Raw genomic sequence first — 24,740 nt, 5'->3', positions numbered from 1 at the left:
GGAAGCAGTGGGGACTCGTAGTCGTGTGGTGCTGATCGGGCTCGGCGTGTTCTTCGTCGGCATCGCGGCGCTGGCCAGGTTCTATGCGTATCCGACGCTCGCGGTGGCGCCCGCGGACCAGACTGCGCACACGGTGTCGGTCGGGAAGGACGCTACGATCTTCAGCGCCGCCGACCTGAAACAGAAGACCGGCGTCGAGCTCGAGGCACGCCGGACCGTCCGCGGCGACGTGGTCGCGGCGGACAAGATCAGCAAGGCGCTGAACCGCGAAGTCGTGGTGTTCGACACCGCCGTGGTGACCGACGACTCGAAGAACTACCAGTTCCCCGACGACTCGTCGAAGACCGCCGAGCTGCCGCTCAGCTTCGTCCAGGAGCGGGTCGTGCTCGACGCGCACACCGGCGAGGCCGTGCGCTGGAACCCGTCCGGCGACGACAACAGCGGCGAGTACATCGCGACCACGCTGGAGAAGGCGGATCGGCTGAAGCCCGGCCAGAACAGCGCGCTGTTCTCGGGGCACGAGGGTCTGGTGCTGAAGTTCCCGTTCGGCACCGAGAAGAAGACGTACCCCTTCTGGGACACCACACTGCGCAAGGCGTTCCCGATCGACTTCAAGGGGGAGGAGCCGCTCGACGGGCTGAACGTCTATGTCTTCGAGCAGGAGATCCCGAAGAAGGAGGTCCCGCAGGCCAAGCCGCTGGAGGTACCGGGCAGCCTGGTCGGTGACTCCGGCAAGGACTCGGTCGTCGTCCAGCGCACCTACAAGAACACCCGGACCCTGTGGGTCGAGCCGATCACCGGCGCGATCATCAAGGGCCGGGAGCAGCAACTCGCCACCATCGCGTACAACGGCGAGGACAAGCTGATCGCCACCCAGGTCACGATCGAGTACGACGACGCCACGGTCGCGAAGAACGTGAAGGGCGCGACCGAGAACGGTGTCGCCGAGGGCGGCTACCAGTCGAAGGCAGCGCAACTGCACCTGATCGGCTTCTGGGTGCCGCTGCTGTCGCTGATCCTCGGTCTGCTGTTGCTGGCATCGGTCGGGTTCTTCCAGCTCCGGCCCAGGAAGGCGGACTGAGCTCAGGCCTTGTGGGCGGACCAGATCGCGGTGCCGGGAACGAGCCGGCCGCGGTCTGGTCCCCAGCCACCCCAGACCAGATCGTGCCCGGCCGGCCACTCCGGCTCCAGCAGGTCGTCCACGACGAAGCCCCCGGTGGTGAGCGCCCGGATCCAGTCGCCGGTCGTCCGGTGGTGCTCGGCGTAGATCGGCGTACCTGCGTCGTCCACTTCGACGTACGGCGTCCGGTCGAAGTACGAATGGGTGATCCGCAGACCGGCGGGGGTCGGGTCGTCCGGCATGGCCCAGCGGATCGGGTGTGTCACCGAGAACACCAGCAGTCCGCCCGGCTTCAGGGTCCGGGCGATCTCGCGGAGTGCGATGGTGGCGTCGGCGACGAACGGCAGCGCACCGAACGCCGAGCAGACGATGTCGAACGTACTGCTCTGATAGGGGAGGGCTACCGCGTCGGCGGCGACAGTGCGGACCGCGATGCCGGTGCGGGCGTCGAGTTGCCGGGCGATCCGGAGTTGCTCGAGCGAGATGTCGAACGCGACCACCTCGGCGCCTTGGCCGGCCAGCCAGCGCGAGCACTGGGCACCGCCGCAGCCGACTTCGAGGATGCGCTTGCCCCGGACCGGCCCGAGCAGTTGGGCCGACTCCTCGTCGACACCTTCGGGGCTCCAAATGAAGCGGTCGTCGCCGAGGAACTCGCCGTGCTCCGACAAGTACTCGTCGGCCGCGGAGTTCCAGTACGCCCGGCTGGCCCGGGAGGTCTCCGCCTCGCTCAACTCCACCCGCACCGGCCCGCTCACGAACCAAACTCTAATGTTCAGCGGTATGAGCGACTTCGCGGCCAGTGCTGTTCCGTTGGCGGGTGGGTACGGCGGGCAGACGTACGCCGTGAGCGCCGGCGGTGAGGACGCCGTACTGAAGCTGTATGTGAAGCAGCCGGAGCGGGCGGCCGTGGACGCCGCGTTGCTGCAGCTGGTCCGTGGGCTGCTGCCCGTCCCGAAGGTGTTGGAGGCCAAGCGCGAGGGGTCGGCGGACGATCCGCCGTACCTGCTGACCGAGCGGCTGCCGGGGATCAACCTGCAGGTGTACCTCGAGACTGCGGGGGAGTCGGAGCGGCGGACGGTCGGGGAGCAGTTGGGTGAGCTGCTGGTGCGGCTGAGCGGGATGCCGTTCCTGACCTTCGGCGAGTTCCGCGGCGGCGAGCTGGCGATCGAGCCGTTCGGTCTCGGGGATCTGGAGCAGTACGTCGGAGGCCTCGACCTCGGCCTGGATCCGGGGCAGCTGGAGCGGTTCGGCGTGGTCATCGCCGAGGCCGAGGACGTGCTGGCCGAGGGGGTCGACCGGGTCTGCCTGGTGCACAGCGACTTCAATCCGAAGAACCTGCTGGTCGACCCGGCCACGGCCCGGATCACCGGGCTGATCGACTGGGAGTTCAGCCACGCCGGGTCGCCGTACACGGATATGGGAAACCTTTTCCGGTTCTGCTCCGATCCAGTGCTGGCCGGCGCGGTGCTGAGCGTGATCCGGGGGAGCGGGCCGGGGCTGGGCGAGCCGCTGGTCGACCTCGGGCGGGCGGCGGATCTGTGGGCGCTGCTGGATCTGGCCGCACGCTCCACCGAGCACGAGATCGCGGCCGCAGCGCACGACCTGGTCTCCCGAATGGCGGACACGAGTACCCTCGCGGGGGGCCGAGTCGACCTGGACGTCGTACATTGAGATCAGTGAAACGTCGGGAAGCCTCGGCGGGCAGCCGGTGGAGGCCGGGTGCCCCGGGTTGCCCTGCCTTCGTCAGTACACGTATTCTGTCAGATGCGCTATGGGCCCGCGCGACCTCGGACGGAGCAGGCTCGTGCTCGCAGCAGTCGGTGGTGAATCTGTCCTCTTCAGGCAATCCAGCGGTTTGGTGCGATCCAACGGAACATGGCGCGACCGAACGACACCACCAGTCCACGGAGCAACCCACCACATGACGGCCAGCATCGAGGCACCTCTCGACCCCGCAGTGCGCAACACCCCGCAGGTAGCGGTCAATGACATCGGGTCGGAGGAAGACTTCCTCGCGGCGATCGATCAGACCATCAAGTACTTCAACGACGGCGACATCGTCGAGGGCACCATCGTCAAGGTCGACCGGGACGAGGTCCTGCTCGACATCGGTTACAAGACCGAAGGCGTCATCCCTTCCCGGGAGCTGTCGATCAAGCACGACGTCGACCCGAACGAGGTCGTCAACGTCGGCGACCACGTCGAGGCCCTTGTACTCCAGAAGGAGGACAAGGAAGGCCGTCTGATCCTCTCGAAGAAGCGCGCCCAGTACGAGAAGGCCTGGGGCACGATCGAGAAGATCAAGGAGGAGGACGGCGTCGTCACCGGCACCGTCATCGAGGTCGTCAAGGGTGGCCTCATCCTCGACATCGGCCTGCGTGGCTTCCTGCCCGCCTCCCTGGTCGAGATGCGCCGGGTCCGCGACCTCCAGCCGTACGTCGGCCAGGAGATCGAGGCGAAGATCATCGAGCTGGACAAGAACCGCAACAACGTGGTCCTGTCCCGCCGCGCCTGGCTGGAGCAGACCCAGTCCGAGGTGCGGATGAACTTCCTCACCCAGCTGCAGAAGGGCCAGATCCGCAAGGGTGTCGTGTCCTCGATCGTCAACTTCGGTGCGTTCGTGGACCTCGGTGGCGTCGACGGCCTGGTGCACGTGTCGGAGCTGTCCTGGAAGCACATCGACCACCCGACCGAGGTGGTCGAGGTCGGCCAGGAGGTCACCGTCGAGGTGCTGGACGTCGACATGGACCGCGAGCGCGTCTCACTGTCGCTGAAGGCGACCCAGGAAGACCCGTGGCAGCAGTTCGCCCGGACCCACCAGATGGGCCAGATCGTGCCCGGCAAGGTCACCAAGCTGGTTCCGTTCGGTGCGTTCGTGCGGGTCGAGGAGGGCATCGAGGGTCTGGTGCACATCTCCGAGCTGGCCGAGCGTCACGTCGAGATCCCGGAGCAGGTCGTCCAGGTCAACGACGACACGATGGTCAAGATCATCGACATCGACCTCGAGCGTCGCCGGATCTCGTTGTCGCTGAAGCAGGCCAACGAGGGACTGGACCCGGTCTCGGACGACTTCGACCCGACGCTGTACGGCATGACCGCGACGTACGACGACCAGGGCAACTACGTCTACCCCGAGGGCTTCGACCCGGAGACCGGCGAGTGGCTCGAGGGCTTCGACGCGCAGCGCGAGGAGTGGGAGCGGCAGTACGCCGAGGCCCACACGCGCTGGGAGGCCCACAAGAAGCAGATCGAGGACGCCAAGACGGCGGACGTCGAGGCCGGCGAGGCATCGACGTACTCCTCGGCCGCGGCTCCGAAGGACGACGCTCCCGTCGAGGGCGCGCTCGCTTCTGACGAGGCGCTGCAGGCCCTCCGCGAGAAGTTGACCGGCCAGGGCTGATCCACCGCAGGACCCGAGGCCCCCGCATCCCCGTACTGGATGCGGGGGTCTCGCTCGTCCACCTACCGCCCACACCGCCTCGCACCGCCCACACCGCCTCGCACCACCCGCCCCGCTGGCCCGACGGCATTTGAACGGATAACCCTTGAGGTTGCTGGTTGTCTGCCCCAATTCCGGCAGGAGAACCGGCAAGCCGAGGGGTTATCCGTTCAAATGGCGGTGGGGCGGAGCTGGGGAGGACTAGGGTGCAGGAGTGCTGAGAGTGGGACTGACCGGGGGCATCGGGGCCGGGAAGAGCGCGGTGTCCGCGCGGCTGGCCGAGCGGGGCGCGGTGGTGATCGACTCCGACGTCCTCGCGCGGGAAGTAGTTGCGCGCGGCACCGATGGGCTGGCCGAGGTGGTCCGGATCTTCGGTGAGAGCGTGCTCACTGCCGACGGCGACCTCGATCGACCCGCACTGGGCAAGATCGTGTTCGGTGATGTGGACGCCAGGCGCAAGCTCGAGGCGATCATTCATCCGCGAGTGCGGGCGCGGGCCGCCGAGATCGAGGCCGCGGCACCGGCCGGAGCGATCGTCGTGCACGACATCCCGCTGCTGGTCGAGACCGGTCAGGCGGACTCGTTCGACGTACTGCTGGTCGTGGACGTGCCGGTCGAGGTACAGGTCGAACGGCTGACCGCGCAGCGCGGAATGCCTGACACAGAAGCGAAACAGCGCATCGCGAGCCAGGCGTCGCGGGAGGATCGGCTCGCCGTCGCCGGTCTCGTCGTGGACAATTCCGGCCGGCTCGAAGAGCTGGATCGCCGCGTCGGCGAGGTGTGGGCGGAGCTGGTACGACGGGCAGGGCACGGTCCGGACACGAAAAGGTGACCCCTGCGCGGTAAATGATGAATCCGGGACCGGCTGTACAAGAATCTGTCCCGGTTCGGCCCAGGCTCTGGGCCGGGCACCGACGGCGCGCCCCCGCGCCGGTCCGGACGTCCAAGGTTGGGAGGATGGCGTGGTCTGTCCGCGCTGTAACTCAGACGTCCCCGAGGTGTCGCATTTCTGCCACCACTGTGGCAATGATCTGCGCTCCGGGGATGCCGAGCGGAAGAAGGCGTACGCCGCCAGGCCCGATGAGCCAGTGGCGTCGTTCCGGCTGGTTTCGACGATCATGCCGCAGGGCTCGGGCAAGCAGCCCTATACCTACAAGGTGGCGCTCGGTGTCGCGCTGCTGCTGACCGTTCTCACCGCCGCGCTCGGCGCGCTGCCGGTGGCGATCATGGTGGCGGCGTTCTCGATCCCGATCGTCTACATCCTTTATCTGTACGACGTGAACCTCTGGGAGGACGAGCCGATCCCGGTCGTCGCCGCGGCCTTCGTGCTCACCGGAGTACTGGCCGCGGTGTTCACCTGGATCTGGTCGGACAAGATCGCGCTGAGCCTGGACACGATCGGCGGCAACGACGCCGGTCCGGCCGGGCGGGATCTGCTGATCCTGCTCCTGCTGGTGCCGGTGGTGTCGGAGCTGATCCGCCAGATCGGCCCGCTCTACCTGGCCTCGCGGCCGCGGTACGACGACCTGATGGACGGCTTCACGTTCGGCGTCGTGGCCGGTGTCGGCTACGCGTGCTTCGAGACGCTGGTGCTGCACTGGGGCTGGATCAGCGGCGGCTTCGCCGGTCCGGGCAGCAGCGCAGGCACCTGGATCTCGATCGTCCTGCTGCACGGCTTCATCAAGCCGCTGATCTACGGCTCGGCGACCGGCCTGGCCGGTGCGGAGTTCTCCGGCCTGGGCGAAGGGTACGACGGCTTCACCCCTCGCTGGGTGTTCGGTGTGATCCAGGCGATCGTGATCAACGCGCTGTTCCAGGGCGGGGTCTACCTGCTCGGGTTCGTCGGCGGCCACGGTTCGACCGTCGGCGCGATCCTCGGTGTGGTCTGGGGCCTGCTGCTGCTCGGCGCGCTGATCATCCGGGTCCGCACGGTCCTGCACAAGGGTCTGCTGGAGGCGGCGCTGGAGTCGGCCGCCCGCGGCGGCTCCAACCACGCGTCGGGCGACCTGGCGTTCTGCTCGCGCTGTGAGATGCCGCTGCTCCCGCATTCCGACTTCTGCTCCGCGTGCGGCAACTCGGTGCGATCCGTACCGAAGTCCGCCCGCGGTGTGGCAGCACAGGCCGTGGCAGGCGGCGGGGCTGGTGGATACGACGCGACGACTGGGGAGACGCAGGCATGAGCAACCAGCCACCGCCCTACGGTCAGGGTGGCCACCCCGGGCAGCAGCCCCCGTACGGCGGCCAGCCGGGTCAGCAGGGTCAGCAGGGTCAGCCTGGCTACGGTCAGCCCGGTCAACAGCCTGGGCAGCCGCCGCAAGGGCAGCCTGGCTACGGCCAGCGGCCGGGGCAGCCACCACAGGGCCAGCCTGGGTACGGTCAGCCCAATCAACAGCCTGGTCAGCAGCCACAGGGGCAGCCTGGTTACGGGCAGCAGCCCGGACGGCCGCCGCAGGCTCCGCCGCCGGGCTACGGTCAGCCGGGTCAACCGCAGTACCAGGGTCAGGGTCAGCAGCCCTACCCCGGTCAGCAGCAGGCGCCGTACCAGGGCCAGCAGCAGTACCAAGGCCAGCAGCAGGGCTACCCGGGTCAGCAACAGCAGTACCCCGGCCAGCAGCAGCAGTGGGGCCAGTACGGCGGTCAGACTCCGCGCAGCAAGGGCGGGAACAAGATCCTGTTCCTGGCCGGCGGTGCGATCGTCGTCGTCGCGGTGATCGGTGTCGTGCTGGCGCTGATCTTCGGTCGTGGTGACGACAAGCAGGCCGAGCCGACCCCGCAGCCGACCAACGGGCAGAGCACCGAGCCGACCGAGAACGTCGACGAGGGCATCGAGGTCGCCGAGGGCGTCTTCGTGAAGCCGCAGCCCGGCTACGTCCGCAAGGAGTTGAAGGACTTCGACGGTGTCTACCTGCTGAAGGCCAAGGAGGCCTACTTCATGGTGGAGGCCTTCAAGGGCAAGGAGGGTGAGAACACCGACACCATCCTGCCGAAGCTGATCGGCGCCGAGACCGGGGACCTGTCCGCGGTGAAGAAGAACGAGCCGAAGGTGACCAAGCCGGGGCCGGACGACAAGACCCCGGTGAAGATCCTCACCACGCAGAGCTTCTCCGCCACCTCGTCCAGCCAGAACGGCAGCGAGCCGGTGGTCGGGTTCGTCGGTGTGGTCGAGCGCAACGACGGCGTGATCACGCTGGTGCGGGTGTACGGGCTGAAGACGAAGTTCGATGCCATCAACAAGGACTCGAACGAGATGCTGAAGTCGGTGCTCAAGAGCCAGTGATCCGCAAGCGCGCCGAGGGTGGGACCGGCAGGTCGAACCCTTGGGTGAGGAACCCAGCGCCGGACGACGGTGCGGCTCCGGGTACGCCGGAGCCGCCACCGTCGCGGCGAATGCCGGGTCGGTCGCGACCGACCCGGTCCGCAGGCCCGACTCAGGGTCCGCGGATCCCGACGTACCTGATCCCGGCCGGTGCCGGCCTGATCGTGGTCGTGGCGGTCGCGGTCGGGCTCTACCTGCTGTCCGGCGGGGACGACAAGGCCGACCCGGCTCCACCGCCGTCCCCGACGGCGACCGCGAGTACGCCGACGTCGACGTACACGCCGCCGCCGAACGCTGTCCTGGTCGGGTCCGGCGTCGCCGTCGTACCGGCGGCGGGCTGGAGCCTGCTGGAGAAGGAGACGCAGGGCAGGGAGTTCGTCTCCTACGCGGCCAGCGGCGACGCCCGCGCGTTCTTCTGGGTCCGGCAGAAGCAGAACGTGACCGCGAAGGCGTACGTGCTCGGGATCGTCGAGGGCGAGACCCAGAACGAGATCGCCCAACTCGGCAACGTACGGAACCTGACCTGCCCGAAGGACGTCCTGGAGGAGTGCGTCGCGATCAGCTACACCTCCACCACGAAGGACAAGACCGGACTGCAGGTCAAGGTCCAGGGGTACGTCGAGGCGTACCGGCGCAAGGACCAGGTGGTCACCGCGCTGGACTTCCGGACCCGGATCGACTTCGCGCCGCAAGCCGAGGCCGACGCCGCGACCATGAAGCAGTCGGTGCTCGACAGCCTGTGACGACGACATCCCAGACAGACCGCGAGGAAGAGTTATGAGTCAGCAGTACGGGCCGCCCCCGAACTCCGCGCCGGGCGGTTGGGGACGTGGGCCGGGCCGGCCGCAACGGCAGTCGTCGGGGTCGATGCGATCCCGGTGGATCATCATGGGCGGCACGATCGTCGCCATCGCGCTGATCGCCGTCGGGGTCGTCGTACTGGTGACCGGTGGCGACAAGGAGCAGCCGGTCGCCGAGCAGACGCCGGACCCGACCGGCACGCTGTACACGCCGCCGACGCCGTCGCCGACCAAGGCGGCCGTCACCAAGGGCCGGTACGACACCGGCGTCGAGATCGGTGGCGGGCTCTGGTTCACCCCGGTCAAGGGGTGGCTGCCGGACTGGGACAAGTCCAACGGCGGGACGAACTACATCCTGCAGCAGCCCGGGGCGCGCGGCCGGATCGACGGCTACTACTGGGTCCGCCAGACCACGCAGTACGACGCCAAGGGGTTCGCCGAGCACCTGGTCGACGTCGAGTCGGACGGGTTCAAGGACGTCCGGATCGGCAAGACGGTGGCCTGCAAGACGACCAACCCGGCGATCAAGGCCTGCTACGCGGTGACGTTCAACGCGCTCGTCGCGGCCGCCGCCGGCAAGTTCCTCCCGTTCCGCGGCTTCGTCACGGCGTACGCCGACCAGTCCGGCAAGATCACCGCCACCGACGCGGCCCTGGAACTCAGCGTCTACAAGCGCCGGGTCCGCGAGCTCGTCTACATGAACAACACCCTGATGAAAAGCTTCTGATCTGGCCCCTGACCTGGGGTTTTTCGGAACTGTCGGCGCGGCGCCGTACGGTGGAGGGCATGAGACAGGTCTCAGATCTTCAACGTATGGTGGCGCCACTCGAGGTGGTGTCCGATTTCGAGCCGGCCGGCGACCAGCCGGCCGCGATCGCGGACCTGGAACGCCGGATCAACAGCGGTGAGCAGGACGTCGTGCTGCTCGGCGCGACCGGTACCGGCAAGACCGCCACGATCGCCTGGCTGGCCGAGAAGGTCCAGCGCCCGATGCTCATCCTGCAACCGAACAAGACCCTCGCCGCGCAGTTCGCGAACGAGTTGCGGCACTTCTTCCCGGCCAACGCCGTCGAGTACTTCGTCTCGTACTACGACTACTACCAGCCGGAGGCGTACGTCCCGCAGACCGACACCTACATCGAGAAGGACTCCTCGATCAACGAGGAGGTCGAGCGGCTGCGGCACTCGGCGACCTGGTCGCTGCTGACCCGCCGCGACGTGATCGTGGTCGCGACCGTCTCCTGCATCTACGGCCTGGGCTCGGCCGACGAGTACCTGAACCGGATGATCCACGTGAAGGTCGGCACCGAGATGGACCGCGACGGGCTGCTGCGCAAGCTCGTCGGGGTGCAGTACGCGCGCAACGACCTGGCCGGCACCCGCGGCACGTTCCGGGTCCGCGGCGACACGCTCGAGGTCTTCCCGGTGTACCAGGAGCTCGCCGTCCGGGTGGAGTTCTTCGGCGACGAGATCGAGCGCGTGATGACGCTGCACCCGCTGACCGGCGAGGTCATCAGCGAGGAGGACGAGGTCTACATCGGCGCCGCGACGCACTACGTGACGGCGCCGGAGCGGATGGAGCGCGCGATCACGTCGATCGAGGCCGAGCTGGAGGAGCGGCTGGCCGAGCTCGAGCGCGGCGGCCAGTTGCTGGAGGCGCAGCGGCTGCGGATGCGGACGACGTACGACATCGAGATGATGCGTCAGATCGGGACCTGCTCGGGTATCGAGAACTACTCGCGCCACACCGACGGCCGTGAGCCCGGGACGGCGCCGCACTGCCTGCTGGACTACTTCCCCGAGGACTTCGTGCTGGTCATCGACGAGTCCCACGTGACCGTCCCCCAGATCGGCGGTATGTACGAGGGCGACATGTCCCGGAAGCGGACCCTGGTCGAGCACGGGTTCCGGCTGCCGTCCGCGATGGACAACCGGCCGCTGCGCTGGGAGGAGTTCCTGGAGCGGATCGGCCAGACCGTCTACCTGTCCGCGACGCCAGGGCAGTACGAGCAGGACAAGTCGGACGGCTTCGTCGAGCAGCTCATCCGGCCGACCGGTCTGGTCGACCCCGAGGTGATCGTGAAGCCGACCAAGGGGCAGATCGACGACCTGATCCACGAGATCCGGCTCCGGGTCGAGCGGGACGAGCGCGTCCTGGTCACCACACTGACCAAGAAGATGTCCGAGGACCTGACCGACTACCTGCTGGAGATGGGCATCCGGACCAGGTACCTGCACAGCGAGGTGGACACGCTGCGCCGGGTCGAGCTGCTCCGCGAGCTGCGCCAGGGCGAGTACGACGTACTGGTCGGCATCAACCTGCTGCGTGAGGGCCTGGACCTGCCCGAGGTGTCGCTGGTCGCGATCCTGGACGCGGACAAGGAAGGCTTCCTGCGCTCCGGCCGGTCGCTGATCCAGACCATCGGCCGTGCCGCCCGGAACGTGTCCGGCCAGGTGTTCATGTACGCCGACAAGATCACCCCGTCGATGGAACTTGCGATCGACGAGACCAACCGGCGCCGCGCGAAACAGATCGCCTACAACGAGGCGAACGGGGTCGACCCGCAGCCGCTGCGGAAGAAGATCGCCGACATCACCGACATGCTGGCCCGCGAGGACGCGGACACGGCAGACCTGCTCGGCTCCGGCCGGACCCAGTCGCGGGGCAAGGCGCCGGTGCCGGGTGGCGGCAAGGCGAAGGCAGGCGAGAAGGCGAAGGAGCTGGCCGGCGGGCTGCCGTCGTCCGACCTGGCCGACCTGATCCAGCAGCTGACCGACCAGATGCACAACGCGGCGGCCGAGCTCCAGTTCGAGGTCGCGGCCCGGTACCGCGACGAGATCTCCGAGCTGAAGAAGGAACTTCGCCAGATGACCAACGCCGGCATGAAGTAGGAGAGCGATCAGCCCCGGCCGACCTGTGTCGGCCGGGTCGGTTGCTCAGGGGCGTGGTTCGACTGTGTGCTGGGGTGATTCGTTGATGAGGAGGGTGAAGAGGTCGGGGCGGGCGTAGTGGCCGTTCGGGTCGAAGTCGAACTTGCCGCGGTCCAGGTCGCTGAGGTCGAGTTCCGCGAGCAGGACGCCCTCGCCACCGCGCAACGGGCCGGCGAGGATCTCGCCCAGCGGTGAGATCACCACGCTCCCGCCGTCGATCAGGACTGTGTCCGGCGCCTCACCCTGGACGGGATGCAGATCGTCGGCGAGATCGGCCCGGGTCAGGTACTGGTTCGCGCTGATCACGAAGCACCGCCCCTCGAGCGCGACGTGCCGCATCGTCGCCTGCCACTGCTCGCGGTCGTCGACCGTCGGCGCACACCAGATCTCGACTCCCTTGGCGTACATGGCCTGCCGGAACAGCGGCATGTAGTTCTCCCAGCAGATCGCCGCCCCCAGCACCCCGTACGGCGTCCGCACCGCCGGCATCGTCGACCCATCTCCCTGACCCCACAGGAAGCGCTCGGCCGCGGTCGGCATCAGCTTGCGATGCTTCGCCACCAACCCTTGCCGAGGATCGATGAACACGGCCGTGCAGTACAGCGTTCCACCGGCGCGCTCGATCACGCCGGCAACCAGGCGTACGCCGAGCTCGCCGGCCAACTCCGCCAACCGTCCCGTCTCCGATCCAGGTACGTCGATCGCCGCCTCGCGATACCGACGGAACGTGTCGCGTCCCCCCGGCGATCGGGAACCGACCGTCACGCCGAAGTCCAGACCCTTCGGGTACCCGCCCAGGAACGCCTCCGGCAGCACGATCAGCCGTGCACCGGCCGAGGCCGCCTCGCGAACGTATCGCTCCGCCCTCGTCAGGGTCGCGGGCGTGTCGAACAGAGTGGAGCCGGCCTGGATCGCGGCAACGACGACTGAGTTCATGCCCCGCAGCCTAGGTCGTGTCCGACGGTCGAGTTCTGTCCCCGGGAGGGGCTAGCGTGCGTTCCAGGATCACCAAGGGGAGGACGCCATGTTCGATCACCTGTCGCTGCAATGTGACGACCTGGACGCGAGTCGCCGGTTCTACGAGACGCTGCTCGCGCCGATCGGGATCTCCGTCGTCATGGAGTTCGGCGACGTACTGGCCCTGGGCGGGCCGGACGGCGCACCGAAGTTCTGGCTCGGGAAGCAGACGACCGGCGGTACGCAGCGGGAGATCCACGTCGCGTTCACGGCCCCGAACCGGACGACCGTGGACACGGTCCACCGGACCGCCCGAGACCTGGGCGCCGAGATCCTGCACGAGCCGAAGGAGTGGCCGGAGTACCACCCCGGCTACTACGCCGTCTTCGTCCGAGACCCCGACGGCAACAACGTCGAGGCCGTCTCACACAGCTGACCCCATGACAACGCCGTGAAACCGTTCGGACCGGTAGGGATGTGAGATGACGCGACTGAGTGGCTCGGAGGTGCTCGAGCACTGCCTGGCGAAGCCGGGGGCGTGGCAGGACGAGCCTTGGGAGGGCGATGTGGTCGCCAAGGTCGGCGACAAGATCTTCGCGTTCCTGGGTGGCGGGCACGGGGTCGGGATCAAGTGCGGCGCCAACCGCGAGGAGGCCGACGAGCTGGTCGACACCTACCCTGGCGACGTCACCAAGATGGCCTACATCGGCCGCTCCGGCTGGAACAGCGTCCGCCTCGGCGGCAGCGTGCCGGACGACGAGATCCTCGAGCTGATCGATGCGTCGTACGAGACGATCGTGGGCAAACTCCCCAAGAGCAAGCGTCCGACCTAGCCGCGGACGACACGCGTGAAGCTGACGGACTGATCACACAGCGCAACTATTCCTCGGCCGGTTGTGATCATTCCGACAGCCGGACACGGTGCCCGGGAATTTGGAGACTTGGACATCGACCAGTCAGAATAGACGTGGAGAAGGGGAGTATTCCTTCGCGGCGGCATCGTCATCACGGTCAGGGGTTCGCCCCCGCGCCCGGTGCCACCGGCCAGGCTCGCAGTGCGGGTCGGGCGGAAGAGACCTTCGGAGTCCTGTTTCAGTTGAGCTCCGGAGGTGTCTGTGCACGTTGCTGACTACGTTTGGTACATCACGGTTGGCGTGCTTCTCGCGCTGCTGGCTTTCGACGTCTTCATCATCGGCCGTCGTCCACACGAACCGAGTACCCGGGAGTCCGCGACCGCGATCGCGTTCTACGTGGGTCTCGCGGTGGTGTTCGGCCTGGGCGTCTGGTTGTTCTCCGGTGGGCAGTACGCGGGCGAGTTCTTCGCCGGCTGGCTGACCGAGTACAGCCTGAGCGTCGACAACCTGTTCATCTTCCTGATCATCATGTCCAGGTTCGGCGTACCGAGGAAGTATCAGCAGACCGCGCTGCTGATCGGCATCATCCTGGCGCTGGTCTTCCGCGGTGTGTTCATCGCGGTCGGCGCGGCCGCGATCAACCAGTTCTCCTGGATCTTCTACATCTTCGGAGCGTTCCTGGTCTACACCGCGATCCACCTGGCCAGGCAGGGTGAGAACGACGACGACGACTTCAAGGAGAACGCGGTCATCCGGTTCGCCAAGAAGCGCCTGAACGCCACCGACGAGTACAACGGCGTCAAGCTCACCATCGTCAAGAACGGCAAGCGGCTCGTCACTCCGATGGCGATCGTCATCATCGCGCTCGGTACGACCGACCTGCTGTTCGCGCTCGACTCGATCCCGGCGATCTACGGCCTGACCCAGGAGCCGTTCCTGGTCTTCACCGCGAACGTGTTCGCGCTGATGGGCCTGCGGCAGTTGTACTTCCTGCTCGGTGACCTGCTGAAGCGGCTGGTCTACCTGTCCATCGGCCTGTCGGTGGTGCTCGCGTTCATCGGTGTGAAGCTGGTCCTGCACGCGATGCACGTGAACGAGTTGCCGTTCGTCAACGGCGGTCACCACATCGAGTGGGCCCCGGAGATCCCGATCTGGTTCTCGCTGGGCTTCATCATCATCACCCTCGGCATCACCACGGTCGCCAGCCTGCGGAAGTCCCGCATCACCAAGCCGGCGGACCCGGCCGACCCCCCGGCCGAGGGTGGCGAGCTGGACGAGTCGACCCCGGTCGACAGCCCGAACGGTACGACGGCCGAGCTCGACCCGAAGACCCAGGCCGAGCTCGACTCGATCCGCGAGCCCGAGCCGCATGAGTCGGACGCCAAGAAATCCTGACCTGAAGGACACACGTCGCCCCGGACCGACCTGGTCCGGGGCGACGTCGCGTAGGTCAGAGCTTGGCGGCGGCGACCAGCGTGGCTCTGCGGTCGTCGGCCAGCGTTGCGTCTTCCAGGCGTTTGCCGGTCTCCGACGCGTGCATCATCCCGCAGGCGGAGGCGAAGCCGACGTGGTGGATCTGCTTGCCGGGCCGCCCGAAGAAGTAGAGGTCGCCGGGCTGCGCCTCGTCGAGCGGGATGTTCTCCAGCATCGCGGCCTGGTCGTGCGCGTCGCGAGGAATGCGCAGACCCAGCACCCGGCAGACCGTGTGGGTCAGGCCGGAGCAGTCCAGCCCGTACGCCGACGTACCGCCCCACAGGTACTCGAGCCCAAGGAACATCGCCCCCAACCGCAGCCGATCCTCAGGTGCGGACGGCTGCTCGACAGACCGCAGTACGTCGTCCGCCAGCCAGCCTGACCCGCCATCCGGGGTCGCCACCCGGGTGTACCCGTCGGCGTGCTCGGTCGACGCCAGGACGGTCGCGAACGAAAGCTCCCCCAGGGGCTCACCCGCGCCCGGCTCGGCGAGCAGCGTCGCGGTCGGGACCGTGATCGCGACGGGCGCGGTCGCGCTGCCGGGCAGCTCGCCCAGATGGCTCGACGGGACCCAGCCCGGGTACCCGAGCTCGTCGTTGGACGACGGCTGCCAGGGCGCCAGGATCTCCGACCACCCGTCCCGCTCTGAGCGGACCAGGACAGGCTCGGCGAACAGCAGTTGGGTCAGGGTCCGGCCGTGCAGGCCGAGCCGGGTTTCGGTGTCCATGGACTTCGCCCACGCGGCCACATCGGGCTGGGCGGCGACGGCCGCGGCATCGATGTCGCGGGGCGCATCCGGCGCGGTCCAGACGGTACTGACCGGGACTTTGGCGGCAACTAGCTTCATACGGTCAAGCCTGTCACGCCGAGGCCAGGAGCCGCAGGCAGGTGGATCAGCGCGCCGTCGTACCGGATCCCGCCGGTCACCGGCGCCTCCTTCAACCACCAGGCGGCGTCGAGGTCGTTGACCGCTGAGGTGGGATACGCCGACACGAGCGCGGCCGCCGCGCCGACGCCGACATGGCTCTCCATCATCGAGCCGACGATCGTCCGGATCCCGTGCTCGCGGGCCAGTTCCAGCAGGGTCCGGGCCGGTCCGAGCCCGCCGCATTTGGCCAGCTTCACGTTCACCATGTCCGCGGCGCCGTGCCGGATCACGTTCACCAGGTCGCGTACGCCGTACACGGACTCGTCGGCGAGGATCGGCGTACGGACCCGGTCGGTCACCCACGCCATCCCTTCGAGGTCGGCGGCAACGACCGGCTGTTCGACGAGTTCGAGGTCGCAGCCCGCGTCCTCCATCGCCCGGATGGCGGTGACCGCGTCGCGCCGGGACCAGCCCTGGTTGGCGTCCAGCCGGAGTGTCGGTTCCGGGCCGATCGCCTCGCGGACGCACCGGACCCGCTCGACGTCCGCGCGGGCGTCGGTGCCGACCTTGACCTTCAGTACGTCGAAACCGTCCGCGAGCCGGGCCTGTGCAGCGGCCGCGAGCGCATCGGGGTCGCCGACGGACAGCGTCATGTCGGTGCGCACGGTGTCGACGGTCGAGCCGAGGAAACCGTGCAGCGTCTGCCCGCGACGCCGCGCGGCCAGGTCGTGCAGCGCGACGTCGACCGCACCCTTCGCGCCGAAGTTGCCGGTCGCGGCGTTCTGCACGCGGCGCAACGCCTCGGTCAGGTCGTCCGGGCCGAGACCGTCCAGGGCGGCGGTGATCGGTCCCTCGACGCAGGCCTGCGACCCGGCGAGCGAATCGCCGGTGACTTTCCACACCTGCGGAGCCTCGCCCCAGCCGCTGAGCTCGCCGTCGGTCACCTCGACCAGCAGCGAGTCCGCGTGCGTCGCCGTCCGCAGTGCCGTGATGAACGGCGTGTGCAGCGGCGCCGAAACCAGATGCGTGCTGACCTTCACCGGACCCCTCCGAGGTCGCGCCGGTGGTTCCACGCCTCGAGCGCGATGTTCGCGATCAGCTTCTGCGCGTCCGCATCGGCCAGGTCGGACGTCGTACACACGACCAGCACGAACGGATCGGCGTCCGGCGGGCGGACGATGCCGCCGTCGTGCCGGATCCGGGTGTCCCAGCCGTTCTTGTGCTCGACCCGGATCCCGGCCGGCAGCAGGGCCGGGATCTCGCCGTTCCACTGGTTGCCGGCCAGCAGGTCGCGCAGGTAGTTGCCCGAGGCGCCCTGCTGATTGCCGACAGCAACCAGTACGCCGGCCAGACCCGCCGGGCTCATCAGGTTGCTGATGCCGGCCCGTACGCCCGGCCCGTCATCGATCCCGCGCCGGATCGCACTGTCCCCAGGCCCGTACTCAGCGAGCACCGCGTGAGCAGCGTCGATCCCGACCTGCTCCAGCACGAGGTCCGTCGCGAGGTTGCTGGACCGGGTGATCATCTCGGTCGCCAGCCAACCCAACGGCACCTGCTCACCCAGCTTCGTCCAGGTCGCCGGCGCCTCGTCCTCGGCCGGGTCGACCCCGAACCGCCCGCCGGCCGCGGACGCGAAGTCGTTGTGCACGGTCACCGGCTGGTCGAGCGACAGCTCACCGGCCTCGACCTTGCGCATCATCGCCATCGCCACCGGGAGCTTCATCGTGCTCGCGGAGTAGTGCGTCCGCTCCGCCAGATGCTCGAACACCGGTACGCCGTCCAGTCGCCCCAGCCAAACCCCGAAGGCGCCGCTCCCGTCGACGTCCCGGAGCAGTTCCGCGATTCCCATGCCGATCACCCAACCACACCACGCCCCTGGCAGACTGCCAAGGGTGTCCAGGGCATTGGGTCTCCTCCTCGGCTTCGCGGCCGACCGTGTTCTCGGTGATCCTCGCCGCTTCCACCCGGTGGCCGGGTTCGGGCAGGCGGCGTCCCGGCTGGAGTCCCGCTGGTACGCCGACTCCCGCGCGGCCGGTACGGCGTACACGGTCGCCTTGGTCGGTACGACGGCAGCCGCCGGAGTCGTGGTCGAGCGGCTGACCCGGAATCGTCCGATCGTCCATACGCTCGTCACCGCGGCCGCGACCTGGACCGCGCTCGGCGCCCGCAGCCTGGACCGCGAGGCCGAGGTGATGGCCGGGCTGCTCGAGGAGAAGGACATCCCGGCGGCCCGCGACCGGCTGAACCATCTGTGTGCTCGGGACGCGACCAGCCTGGAAGCCGACGAGCTCGCCCGCGCGACCGTGGAGTCGGTCGCCGAGAACACCTCCGACGCGTGCGTCGCACCACTGCTCTGGGGCGGGGTGCTCGGCGTACCGGGGCTGCTCGCCTACCGCGCCGCCAACACCCTGGACGCGATGGTCGGCTACAAGTCCGCGAAGTACCTGAACTTCGGCTGGGCGTCCGCGCGGCTGGACGACGTACTCAACCTGCTGCCCGCGCGCGTGTGCGCTTTGCTCACCGGACTCGCGGCGGGCCGGCCACGAGAGGCGATCGCGGTCTGGCAGCGGGATGCGTCGAAGCACCCGAGCCCGAACGCCGGGCCGGTCGAGGCCGCGTTCGCCGGTGCACTCGAGCTGACGCTCGGAGGCATGAACAGTTACGGGTCGTATCAGGAGGACCGAGGCACACTGGGTGACGGACCCACACCGGCGGTAGCGGACGTACGCCGCACTGCTGCGCTGGCCAGACGCGTCGATGTGGTCGCCGCTGGGGTCGCCGCGATCCTGGCCGTCGCAGGCCGGAAGGGAACACGATGGGGTTGAGTCACCGCCCGATGCGGATCGCACTGATCCGGCACGGCGAGTCCGAGGCGAACCTGGACAAGTCGATCTTCGAGCGGGTACCCGACCACGCGATCCCGCTCACGCCGCACGGGCACGAGCAGTCGGCCAAGGCGGGCAAGTACCTGCGGGAGGTGTTCGAGAACGAGCCGGCCCGTGTGTACGTCTCGCCGTACGTGCGGGCCTGGCAAACGCTGGACTCACTCGGGCTGGACGACCTGATCGGTGAGCCCCGGGAAGAGCCGCGGCTGCGGGAGCAGGACTGGGCCAACTACCAGGACACCGCGGATATCGAGCGGCAGGAGGTACTCCGGGATCGGTTCGGGCACTTCTTCTACCGGTTCACCCACGGCGAGTCGGGGTCGGACGTGTACGACCGCGTGTCGACGTTCCTGGAGACGATGCACCGCGACTTCGAGGCGCCGGACGCGCCGCAGAACGTGCTGCTGGTGTCGCATGGGCTGACGATGCGGCTGTTCTGCATGCGCTGGTTCCACTGGTCGGTCAAGTTCTTCGAGACGCTGCGGAACCCGGACAACGCGGAAACCCGTGTCCTGCTGCGGCAGCCGGATTTCCGGTACAAGCTGGACCGGCCGTTCGAGCAGTGGACAACAACCTACGAACCGACGGAACGGGAGCGATCGGCCTGGCTGTAGCGCGGCGGCCGGAGACAGCTTCACGCGCGGACTGCGGCCTCAGGCTCGGACTGCGGCGAGAACGAACAACGCCGCGAGCAGGATCGCCGCCAGCGCGGGCAGCGTCAGCAGGATCGTCCGGAGTGCGATGCCGATGGTGAAGGGCCGGATGCGCCTGGTCCACGTCCACCGCAGAACTGCGAAGCCCAGCGAGCCGATGACGGCCGCGAACGGGAGCGTGACGGCCTTGTACGGGTCCGCGGTGACGAGATACAGAATGAACAGGAAGACCAGGTAGACCACCAGCAGCGTGGCGGGCCGACGGAGGACATCGACCCACGGGGACCGAGTCGAAGTCGTCCGTCCGTGCTCGGTCCGCGATCGTGGCCGTCCAGACACTCCTGCAGCGTACGACGGCACAGGTCCGCGCCGGCGTGACAGCGACCACCGCGACGTTCTCCCGTGTCGCAACCGTGCTGAGGTGGTCGTCGTAGGCTTGGCGGGCCAACTCTGGGCGACGGAACGGGAGCGATCGGCATGGTTGTAGAGCAGACCAAGCAAGCTGTCCTCGATCTGCTGGCGAGCCTCTCGCCGACGCAGCTCGACAAGGTCAAGGCGGCGTTCGACTCCCCGGACCACAAGCAGTGGACGTACCTGCCGGGCGCCGTACCGGGCCTTCCGCTGACGGAGCTGACTCCGGCCCAGCAGCAGTTGGTGGAGCGGCTGGTCGCGATCGGGTGCAGTGAGCGCGGTGTGGCCGACGTCTGGGCGGTGTGGGAGGCGGAGATCATCGTGCGCGGGATCCCGGAGCTCCCGCCGACGGGGGAGTGGGAGGGATCCGTCGTCGCCGACCGGTACTACCTCCGCGTACTGGGTGATCCCGCCGGGACGGAGCCGTGGGCTTGGCGGCTGAACGGTCACCACCTGGCTTTGCACGTGACGCTTGTGGACGGCGCGATCTCGTTCACCCCGCAGTTCCTCGGATCGAACCCAGCCGAGGTGCGTTCCGGTCCACAGGCGGGGCGGCGCTTCCTCGCCGCGGAGCAGGACCTGGGCTTCCAGCTCCTGCACGCCCTCGAGCCGGCCCAGCGCGAGGTCGCCATCGTCTCGCCCGAGGCCCCCGACGACATCCTGACCCGGCACGACCCGGTCGCCGACGCCAAGCTTCTCCACCAGGGCCTCGCGTACGGCGACATGACCGCGGACCAACGGCAGTTGTTCAGCCTCCTCATCGGCCAGTACGTCGGCCGGGCCGCGGGACCGATCGGGTTGCAGACCTGGCAGGACATCACCGACCAGGGCATCGAGCGCCTCAGCTTCGCCTGGGCCGGCGAGACCGAACCGGGCGTCGGCCACCGCCATTACTACTCGATCGCCGGCCCGACGTTCCTGGCCGAGTACGACAATACCCAGGACGACGCGAACCACATCCACTCGGTCTGGCGAGACGTCCGCAACGACTGGGGCACCGACCTTCTCGCGGCCCACTACGCCATGCACCGCTGAGCGGACCTCCAGACCATCACAACTGCCGTCGCGGTGATGTCGCCTCGCTCACTAGCGCGCGACCGCGCCGATTGTGATGGCCTGGCGGTTCGCACAGTCGGATAGAGTCTCGGCGTCAAGCGATGGCATGGGTAGGAACCCGGTGTGAGTCCGGGACGGTCCCGCCACTGTGACCCAGCGCCGCAGTCGGGCGTGGGGGAGTCAGGAACTGCCGCCGTCGCACCTCCGGACGGGGCGTGGACACCCCGAGGAAGGACCGGTCGCGCATGCCCGCGAACCTCCTGCTGCTCTCCACCGCCGACACCGATCTGCTCGCCGCCGCGGAGGCGGACGCCGGCTGGAACGTCGCGAACCCCGCCCGGCTCGACCTCGCGGACCTGACTCCGCTGCTGGAGGCCGCCGAGATCGTCGTGGTGCGGCTGCTCGGCGGCCGCCGAGCCTGGGAGGAGGGCCTCGACGCGGTGCTCGCCTCCGGCAAGCCGGCCGTCGTGGTCAGCGGTGAGGCCGCGCCCGACGCCGAGCTGATGTCGCTGTCGACCGTGCCCGCGGGTGCGGTCACCGAGGCACTGGCCTACCTGCGCGAAGGCGGCTCCGAGAACCTGCGCAACCTGGCCGGCTTCCTGAGCGACACGCTGCTGCTGACCGGTGACGAGTTCGATCCGCCCCGCGCGCTCGCGGCGTACGGCGTCCGTGGGATGTTCGTCGAGGATGAGCGACCGGTGGTTGGGATCGTCTACTACCGCGCGCACGAGATCTCCGGGAACACGGCCTTCGTCGACGCGCTGGCCGGTGCGGTCGAGGCCGCCGGCGCGCAGCCGCTACCTGTGTACTGCGGGACGCTCCGCGGACTCGATCCGACCAGCTCTGAGAACGCAGAGCTCTTCGACCTGCTGCGGAAGTGCGACGTACTGGTCACGACCCTGCTCGCCGCCGGCGGATCCGTCGCGGCCGACGCGAGCGCGGGCGGCTCGGACGATGCCTGGGACGCCGGTGCGCTCGCGTCGCTCGACATCCCGCTGATCCAGGGCCTCGCGCTGACCTCGACCCGCGAGCAGTGGCTGGCCAGTGACGCCGCGATCAGCCCGATGGACGCCGCGACGCAGGTGGCGATCCCCGAGTTCGACGGGCGACTGATCACGATCCCCTTCTCATTCAAGGCGTACGACGCCGATGGTCTGGCCCGGTACGCGCCGGATCCGGAGCGGTGCGCGCGGCTGGCCGGCATCGCGGTTGCGCATGCACGGCTCCGCCACGTACCGAACCGCGACAAGCGACTCGCGTTGGTGCTGTCGTCGTACCCGACCAAGCACGCGCGGATCGGGAACGCGGTCGGGCTGGACACTCCGGCGTCGGCGGTCGTCCTGCTCGGGCAACTGCAGGCGGCCGGGTACGACCTGGGCGATCTCGACCTCGGTGAGCTGCAGGGTGCGGATGGCGCAGACGGGCTGATCCACCGGCTGATCGCGGCCGGTGGTCACGACGTCGACTGGCTGACGGACGAGCAACTGGCCAACGCCGTCGCGCAGATCCCGCGGTCGGTCTACCAGCAGTGGTTCGGCCGCGTCCCGGAGTCGTTGCGCGAGGCAATGACCGAGGCCTGGGGCGAGGCACCCGGCGAGCTGTACGTCGACACATCCGGTGACGAGCCCGCGATCGCGCTGGCCGCGTTGCGCTTCGGGAACGTCGTACTGATGATCCAGCCGCCGCGGGGGTTCGGGGAGAACCCAGTCGCGATCTACCACGACCCGGACATGGCGCCGTCGCACCACTACCTGGCGGCGTACCGCTGGCTGGAGGCCGCGCCATCGGATGGTGGCTTCGGTGCGCACGCGGTAGTCCACCTGGGCAAGCACGGGACGTTGGAATGGCTGCCAGGCAAGGGGATCGGGATGGCGGCCGACTGTGCGCCGGACGCCGTCCTCGGGAATCTGCCGATGGTCTACCCGTTCATCGTCAACGACCCCGGGGAGGGGACACAGGCGAAGCGGCGCGCGCACGCAACCGTCGTCGACCACCTGGTGCCGCCGATGGCGCGGGCCGAGACGTACGGCGACATGGCGAAGCTGGAGTATCTGCTCGACGAGTACGCGACCGTGTCAGCTCTGGACCCGGACAAGGTACCGACGCTGCGGGCGCAGATCTGGACTCTGATCCAGGCGGCTCAGCTGCATCACGACCTGCACACGTCCGAGCGGCCCGAGGACGACGACTTCGACGAGTTCGTGCTCCACCTGGATGGCTATCTGTGCGAGATCAAGGACGTTCAGATCCGCGACGGTCTGCACATTCTCGGTGGTGCGCCGACTGGTGAAGCACGGGTCAATCTGGTGCTCGCCGTACTGCGTGCGCGGCAGCTCTGGGGCGGGTCGTACTCGATTCCCGGTCTGCGTACGGCGCTGGGGGAGACCTTCGGAGTCGACGAGGCAGCGATGCTCGCCGACCCCGGCCGGGCCGTGCCGGAGCTGGCCGAGCTGGCCACGCTCGCAGACCTGCCCGCGGTGAGTGGCGCCGACGGTGTCGACCTGCTGGAAGCCGTCGCGCGCAAGCTTGTCGTCGGGATGGAGACGCTGAGCTGGGACGCCGGCAAGGTCCCGGTCGTCGTGATCGAGGTCCTCGGGAGGTCGTCGGCGCAGGTCGAGGCTTCGCTGAGCTTTGCGGCGTCTGAGGTCGTGCCGCGGCTCGCGCGAACCGGTGACGAGCTGACGAACGTACTGCGTGCCCTGGACGGCCGCTTCGTCGAGGCCGGTCCGTCCGGTTCGCCGACCCGCGGTCTGGTCAACGTGCTGCCGACTGGCCGCAACTTTTATGCCGTCGACCCGAAGGCGATCCCGAGCAGTAACGCCTGGGACGTCGGAGTCGCGCTGGCCGAGTCGCTGCTGGCCCGGCACAAGGCCGAGACGGGAGAGTGGCCGCGGTCGGTCGGTCTGACGATCTGGGGTACGTCGGCCATGCGCACCCAGGGCGACGATCTCGCCGAGGTGTTGTGGCTGCTCGGCTGCCGTCCGGTCTGGGACGAGGCCTCCCGTCGGGTCACCGGCTTCGAGGTGGTCGGTCTGGACGAGCTGGGCCGGCCGCGCGTCGACGTGACGATCCGGATCTCCGGGTTCTTCCGGGACGCGCTCCCGCACGTGGTCGCGCTGCTGGACGAGGCGGTGCGCACAGTCGCTGCACTGGAGGAAGGGGCTTCGGACAACTACCTCCGTGCGCATGTCGACGCCGATGTTGCGGCCGGCAACGACGTACGGGCGTCGACCGCTCGAGTGTTCGGCTCCAAGCCCGGCTCGTACGGCGCCGGCCTGCTGCCGCTCGTGGACGCGCGGAACTGGCGGACCGACGCCGAACTCGCCGAGGTGTACGCGGTCTGGGGCGGGTACGCGTACGGCAAGGATCTGGACGGCGCCGAGGCCCGTGGCTCGATGGAACGCGCGTACGCCCGGATCCAGGTCGCCGCGAAGAACGCGGACACCCGCGAGCACGACATCATGGACTCCGACGACTACTTCCAGTACCACGGCGGCATGATCGCGATGGTCCGTCACCTGACCGGATCCAACCCCAAGGCGTACGTCGGGGACTCCGCCGTACCGGCGCAGGTGAAGACGCGGACCCTCGAGGAGGAGACCAAGCGTGTCTTCCGGGCCCGGGTGGTGAACCCGCGCTGGATGGCGGCGATGCGGCGGCACGGCTACAAGGGCGCCTTCGAGATGGCCGCGACGGTGGACTACCTCTTCGGGTACGACGCGACCGCCGGCGTGGTGGACGACTGGATGTACGAGACCCTCACCACCGAGTACGTCGCCAACCCCGAGATGGCCGAGTTCTTCCGCAAGTCCAACCCCTGGGCCCGCCACGGCATCGCCGAACGCCTCCTCGAAGCAGCTCAACGCGGATTATGGTCCGAGCCGTCACCGGAAGCGCTGGACACGCTCCGCAGCGCAGTACTCGAGACAGAAGGCGATATCGAGGACCGCAGCTGAGGTCCTGTGATTGGGTGGGGG

General features: G+C 68.5%; 22 protein-coding genes and 1 riboswitch. Of the genes, 16 read left to right on the top strand and 6 right to left on the bottom strand.

Annotated elements, in window-relative coordinates; genetic code table 11:
- The first annotated feature begins 7 nt into the window (after positions 1-7).
- Complete coding sequence (gene pgfA / locus E0H75_RS16350; protein ID WP_131514403.1) at positions 8-1,081, top strand: cell envelope lipid trafficking protein PgfA; 1,074 nt, start codon at positions 8-10, stop codon at positions 1,079-1,081.
- Positions 1,082-1,083: 2 nt separating this feature from the next.
- On the opposite strand, the gene E0H75_RS16345 is transcribed toward pgfA, so the two are convergent.
- On the bottom strand, positions 1,084-1,875 hold the full coding sequence (locus tag E0H75_RS16345) for a class I SAM-dependent methyltransferase (RefSeq protein WP_238163058.1): 792 nt from the start codon (positions 1,873-1,875) through the stop codon (positions 1,084-1,086).
- 25 nt (positions 1,876-1,900) lie between these two features.
- On the opposite strand from E0H75_RS16345, the gene E0H75_RS16340 reads away from it, so the two are divergent.
- From E0H75_RS16340 to uvrB, 8 genes are all read left to right on the top strand, one after another.
- Positions 1,901-2,791 carry a phosphotransferase family protein gene (locus tag E0H75_RS16340; RefSeq protein WP_131514402.1) on the top strand — a complete coding sequence of 297 codons (891 nt, stop codon included), beginning with the start codon at positions 1,901-1,903 and terminating at the stop codon, positions 2,789-2,791.
- A gap of 250 nt (positions 2,792-3,041) precedes the next feature.
- Positions 3,042-4,520: a 30S ribosomal protein S1 gene (gene rpsA, locus E0H75_RS16335; RefSeq protein ID WP_131351982.1), complete on the top strand. Its 1,479-nt coding sequence runs from the start codon at positions 3,042-3,044 to the stop codon at positions 4,518-4,520.
- Between the two features lie 253 nt (positions 4,521-4,773).
- The gene (gene coaE, locus E0H75_RS16330; RefSeq protein ID WP_202873011.1) at positions 4,774-5,391 is read left to right on the top strand and encodes a dephospho-CoA kinase; all 618 of its coding nucleotides are present in this window, start codon (positions 4,774-4,776) and stop codon (positions 5,389-5,391) included.
- 166 nt (positions 5,392-5,557) lie between these two features.
- Positions 5,558-6,739 (top strand): PrsW family glutamic-type intramembrane protease, encoded by a 1,182-nt coding sequence (locus E0H75_RS16325; protein ID WP_238163057.1) that lies wholly within the window; start codon positions 5,558-5,560, stop codon positions 6,737-6,739.
- A complete protein-coding gene (locus E0H75_RS43590) occupies positions 6,736-7,836 on the top strand; it encodes a hypothetical protein (RefSeq protein ID WP_131514399.1) in 1,101 nt (366 codons plus the stop codon). Before E0H75_RS16325 ends, E0H75_RS43590 begins: the two co-directional genes overlap by 4 nt.
- 44 nt (positions 7,837-7,880) lie before the next feature.
- Positions 7,881-8,618 (top strand): hypothetical protein, encoded by a 738-nt coding sequence (locus E0H75_RS16315; protein WP_131514398.1) that lies wholly within the window; start codon positions 7,881-7,883, stop codon positions 8,616-8,618.
- 34 nt (positions 8,619-8,652) lie between these two features.
- On the top strand, positions 8,653-9,402 hold the full coding sequence (locus E0H75_RS16310) for a hypothetical protein (RefSeq protein WP_131514397.1): 750 nt from the start codon (positions 8,653-8,655) through the stop codon (positions 9,400-9,402).
- A 59-nt stretch (positions 9,403-9,461) separates the two neighbouring features.
- On the top strand, positions 9,462-11,567 hold the full coding sequence (uvrB, locus tag E0H75_RS16305; RefSeq protein WP_131514396.1) for an excinuclease ABC subunit UvrB: 2,106 nt from the start codon (positions 9,462-9,464) through the stop codon (positions 11,565-11,567).
- Positions 11,568-11,612: 45 nt separating this feature from the next.
- Here the strand turns inward: uvrB and E0H75_RS16300 are convergent, their stop codons facing one another.
- Complete coding sequence (locus E0H75_RS16300; RefSeq protein ID WP_131514395.1) at positions 11,613-12,542, bottom strand: nitrilase-related carbon-nitrogen hydrolase; 930 nt, start codon at positions 12,540-12,542, stop codon at positions 11,613-11,615.
- Positions 12,543-12,630: 88 nt separating this feature from the next.
- Here E0H75_RS16300 and E0H75_RS16295 point away from each other — a divergent pair, with 88 nt between their 5' ends.
- The 3 genes from E0H75_RS16295 (at position 12,631) to E0H75_RS16285 (ending at position 14,812) form a co-directional block, all read left to right on the top strand.
- Entirely contained in the window at positions 12,631-12,999 is a 369-nt protein-coding gene (locus E0H75_RS16295; protein WP_131514394.1) for a VOC family protein, read from the top strand.
- A gap of 46 nt (positions 13,000-13,045) precedes the next feature.
- The gene (locus E0H75_RS16290; protein ID WP_131514393.1) at positions 13,046-13,396 is read left to right on the top strand and encodes an MmcQ/YjbR family DNA-binding protein; all 351 of its coding nucleotides are present in this window, start codon (positions 13,046-13,048) and stop codon (positions 13,394-13,396) included.
- Between the two features lie 282 nt (positions 13,397-13,678).
- The gene (locus E0H75_RS16285) at positions 13,679-14,812 is read left to right on the top strand and encodes a TerC family protein (protein ID WP_131514392.1); all 1,134 of its coding nucleotides are present in this window, start codon (positions 13,679-13,681) and stop codon (positions 14,810-14,812) included.
- Positions 14,813-14,867: 55 nt separating this feature from the next.
- Here E0H75_RS16285 and E0H75_RS16280 read toward each other — a convergent pair whose 3' ends face one another.
- Genes E0H75_RS16280 through E0H75_RS16270 form a run of 3 tightly spaced genes read right to left on the bottom strand, consistent with a single transcriptional unit; the run spans position 14,868 to position 17,607 of the window.
- The gene (locus tag E0H75_RS16280; protein WP_131514391.1) at positions 14,868-15,737 is read right to left on the bottom strand and encodes a C40 family peptidase; all 870 of its coding nucleotides are present in this window, start codon (positions 15,735-15,737) and stop codon (positions 14,868-14,870) included.
- Positions 15,734-16,798, bottom strand: coding sequence for a mandelate racemase/muconate lactonizing enzyme family protein (locus E0H75_RS16275; RefSeq protein WP_131514390.1), 1,065 nt, complete (start codon positions 16,796-16,798; stop codon positions 15,734-15,736). Before E0H75_RS16275 ends, E0H75_RS16280 begins: the two co-directional genes overlap by 4 nt.
- Positions 16,795-17,607, bottom strand: coding sequence for a serine hydrolase (locus tag E0H75_RS16270; RefSeq protein ID WP_131514389.1), 813 nt, complete (start codon positions 17,605-17,607; stop codon positions 16,795-16,797). The genes E0H75_RS16275 and E0H75_RS16270 overlap by 4 nt, the downstream gene beginning before the upstream one ends.
- Positions 17,608-17,650: 43 nt before the next feature.
- Between E0H75_RS16270 and E0H75_RS16265 the strand changes: the two genes are divergently transcribed.
- On the top strand, positions 17,651-18,583 hold the full coding sequence (locus E0H75_RS16265) for a cobalamin biosynthesis protein (protein WP_238163056.1): 933 nt from the start codon (positions 17,651-17,653) through the stop codon (positions 18,581-18,583).
- Positions 18,584-18,594: 11 nt separating this feature from the next.
- A complete protein-coding gene (locus E0H75_RS16260; RefSeq protein ID WP_238163055.1) occupies positions 18,595-19,257 on the top strand; it encodes a histidine phosphatase family protein in 663 nt (220 codons plus the stop codon).
- Between the two features lie 39 nt (positions 19,258-19,296).
- Here E0H75_RS16260 and E0H75_RS16255 read toward each other — a convergent pair whose 3' ends face one another.
- Positions 19,297-19,635 carry a hypothetical protein gene (locus tag E0H75_RS16255; protein ID WP_131514386.1) on the bottom strand — a complete coding sequence of 113 codons (339 nt, stop codon included), beginning with the start codon at positions 19,633-19,635 and terminating at the stop codon, positions 19,297-19,299.
- A 138-nt stretch (positions 19,636-19,773) separates the two neighbouring features.
- Here E0H75_RS16255 and E0H75_RS16250 point away from each other — a divergent pair, with 138 nt between their 5' ends.
- Positions 19,774-20,742 (top strand): DUF3500 domain-containing protein, encoded by a 969-nt coding sequence (locus E0H75_RS16250; protein WP_131514385.1) that lies wholly within the window; start codon positions 19,774-19,776, stop codon positions 20,740-20,742.
- Between the two features lie 68 nt (positions 20,743-20,810).
- A riboswitch (cobalamin riboswitch) is annotated at positions 20,811-20,972 on the top strand.
- A 36-nt stretch (positions 20,973-21,008) separates the two neighbouring features.
- Positions 21,009-24,719: a cobaltochelatase subunit CobN gene (cobN, locus tag E0H75_RS16245; protein WP_131514384.1), complete on the top strand. Its 3,711-nt coding sequence runs from the start codon at positions 21,009-21,011 to the stop codon at positions 24,717-24,719.
- Positions 24,720-24,740: the final 21 nt, after the last annotated feature.

The sequence above is a fragment of the Kribbella capetownensis genome (assembly GCF_004331485.1).
Lineage (GTDB): Bacteria > Actinomycetota > Actinomycetes > Propionibacteriales > Kribbellaceae > Kribbella > Kribbella capetownensis.
This window is presented reverse-complemented; position numbering and strand designations above follow the sequence as displayed.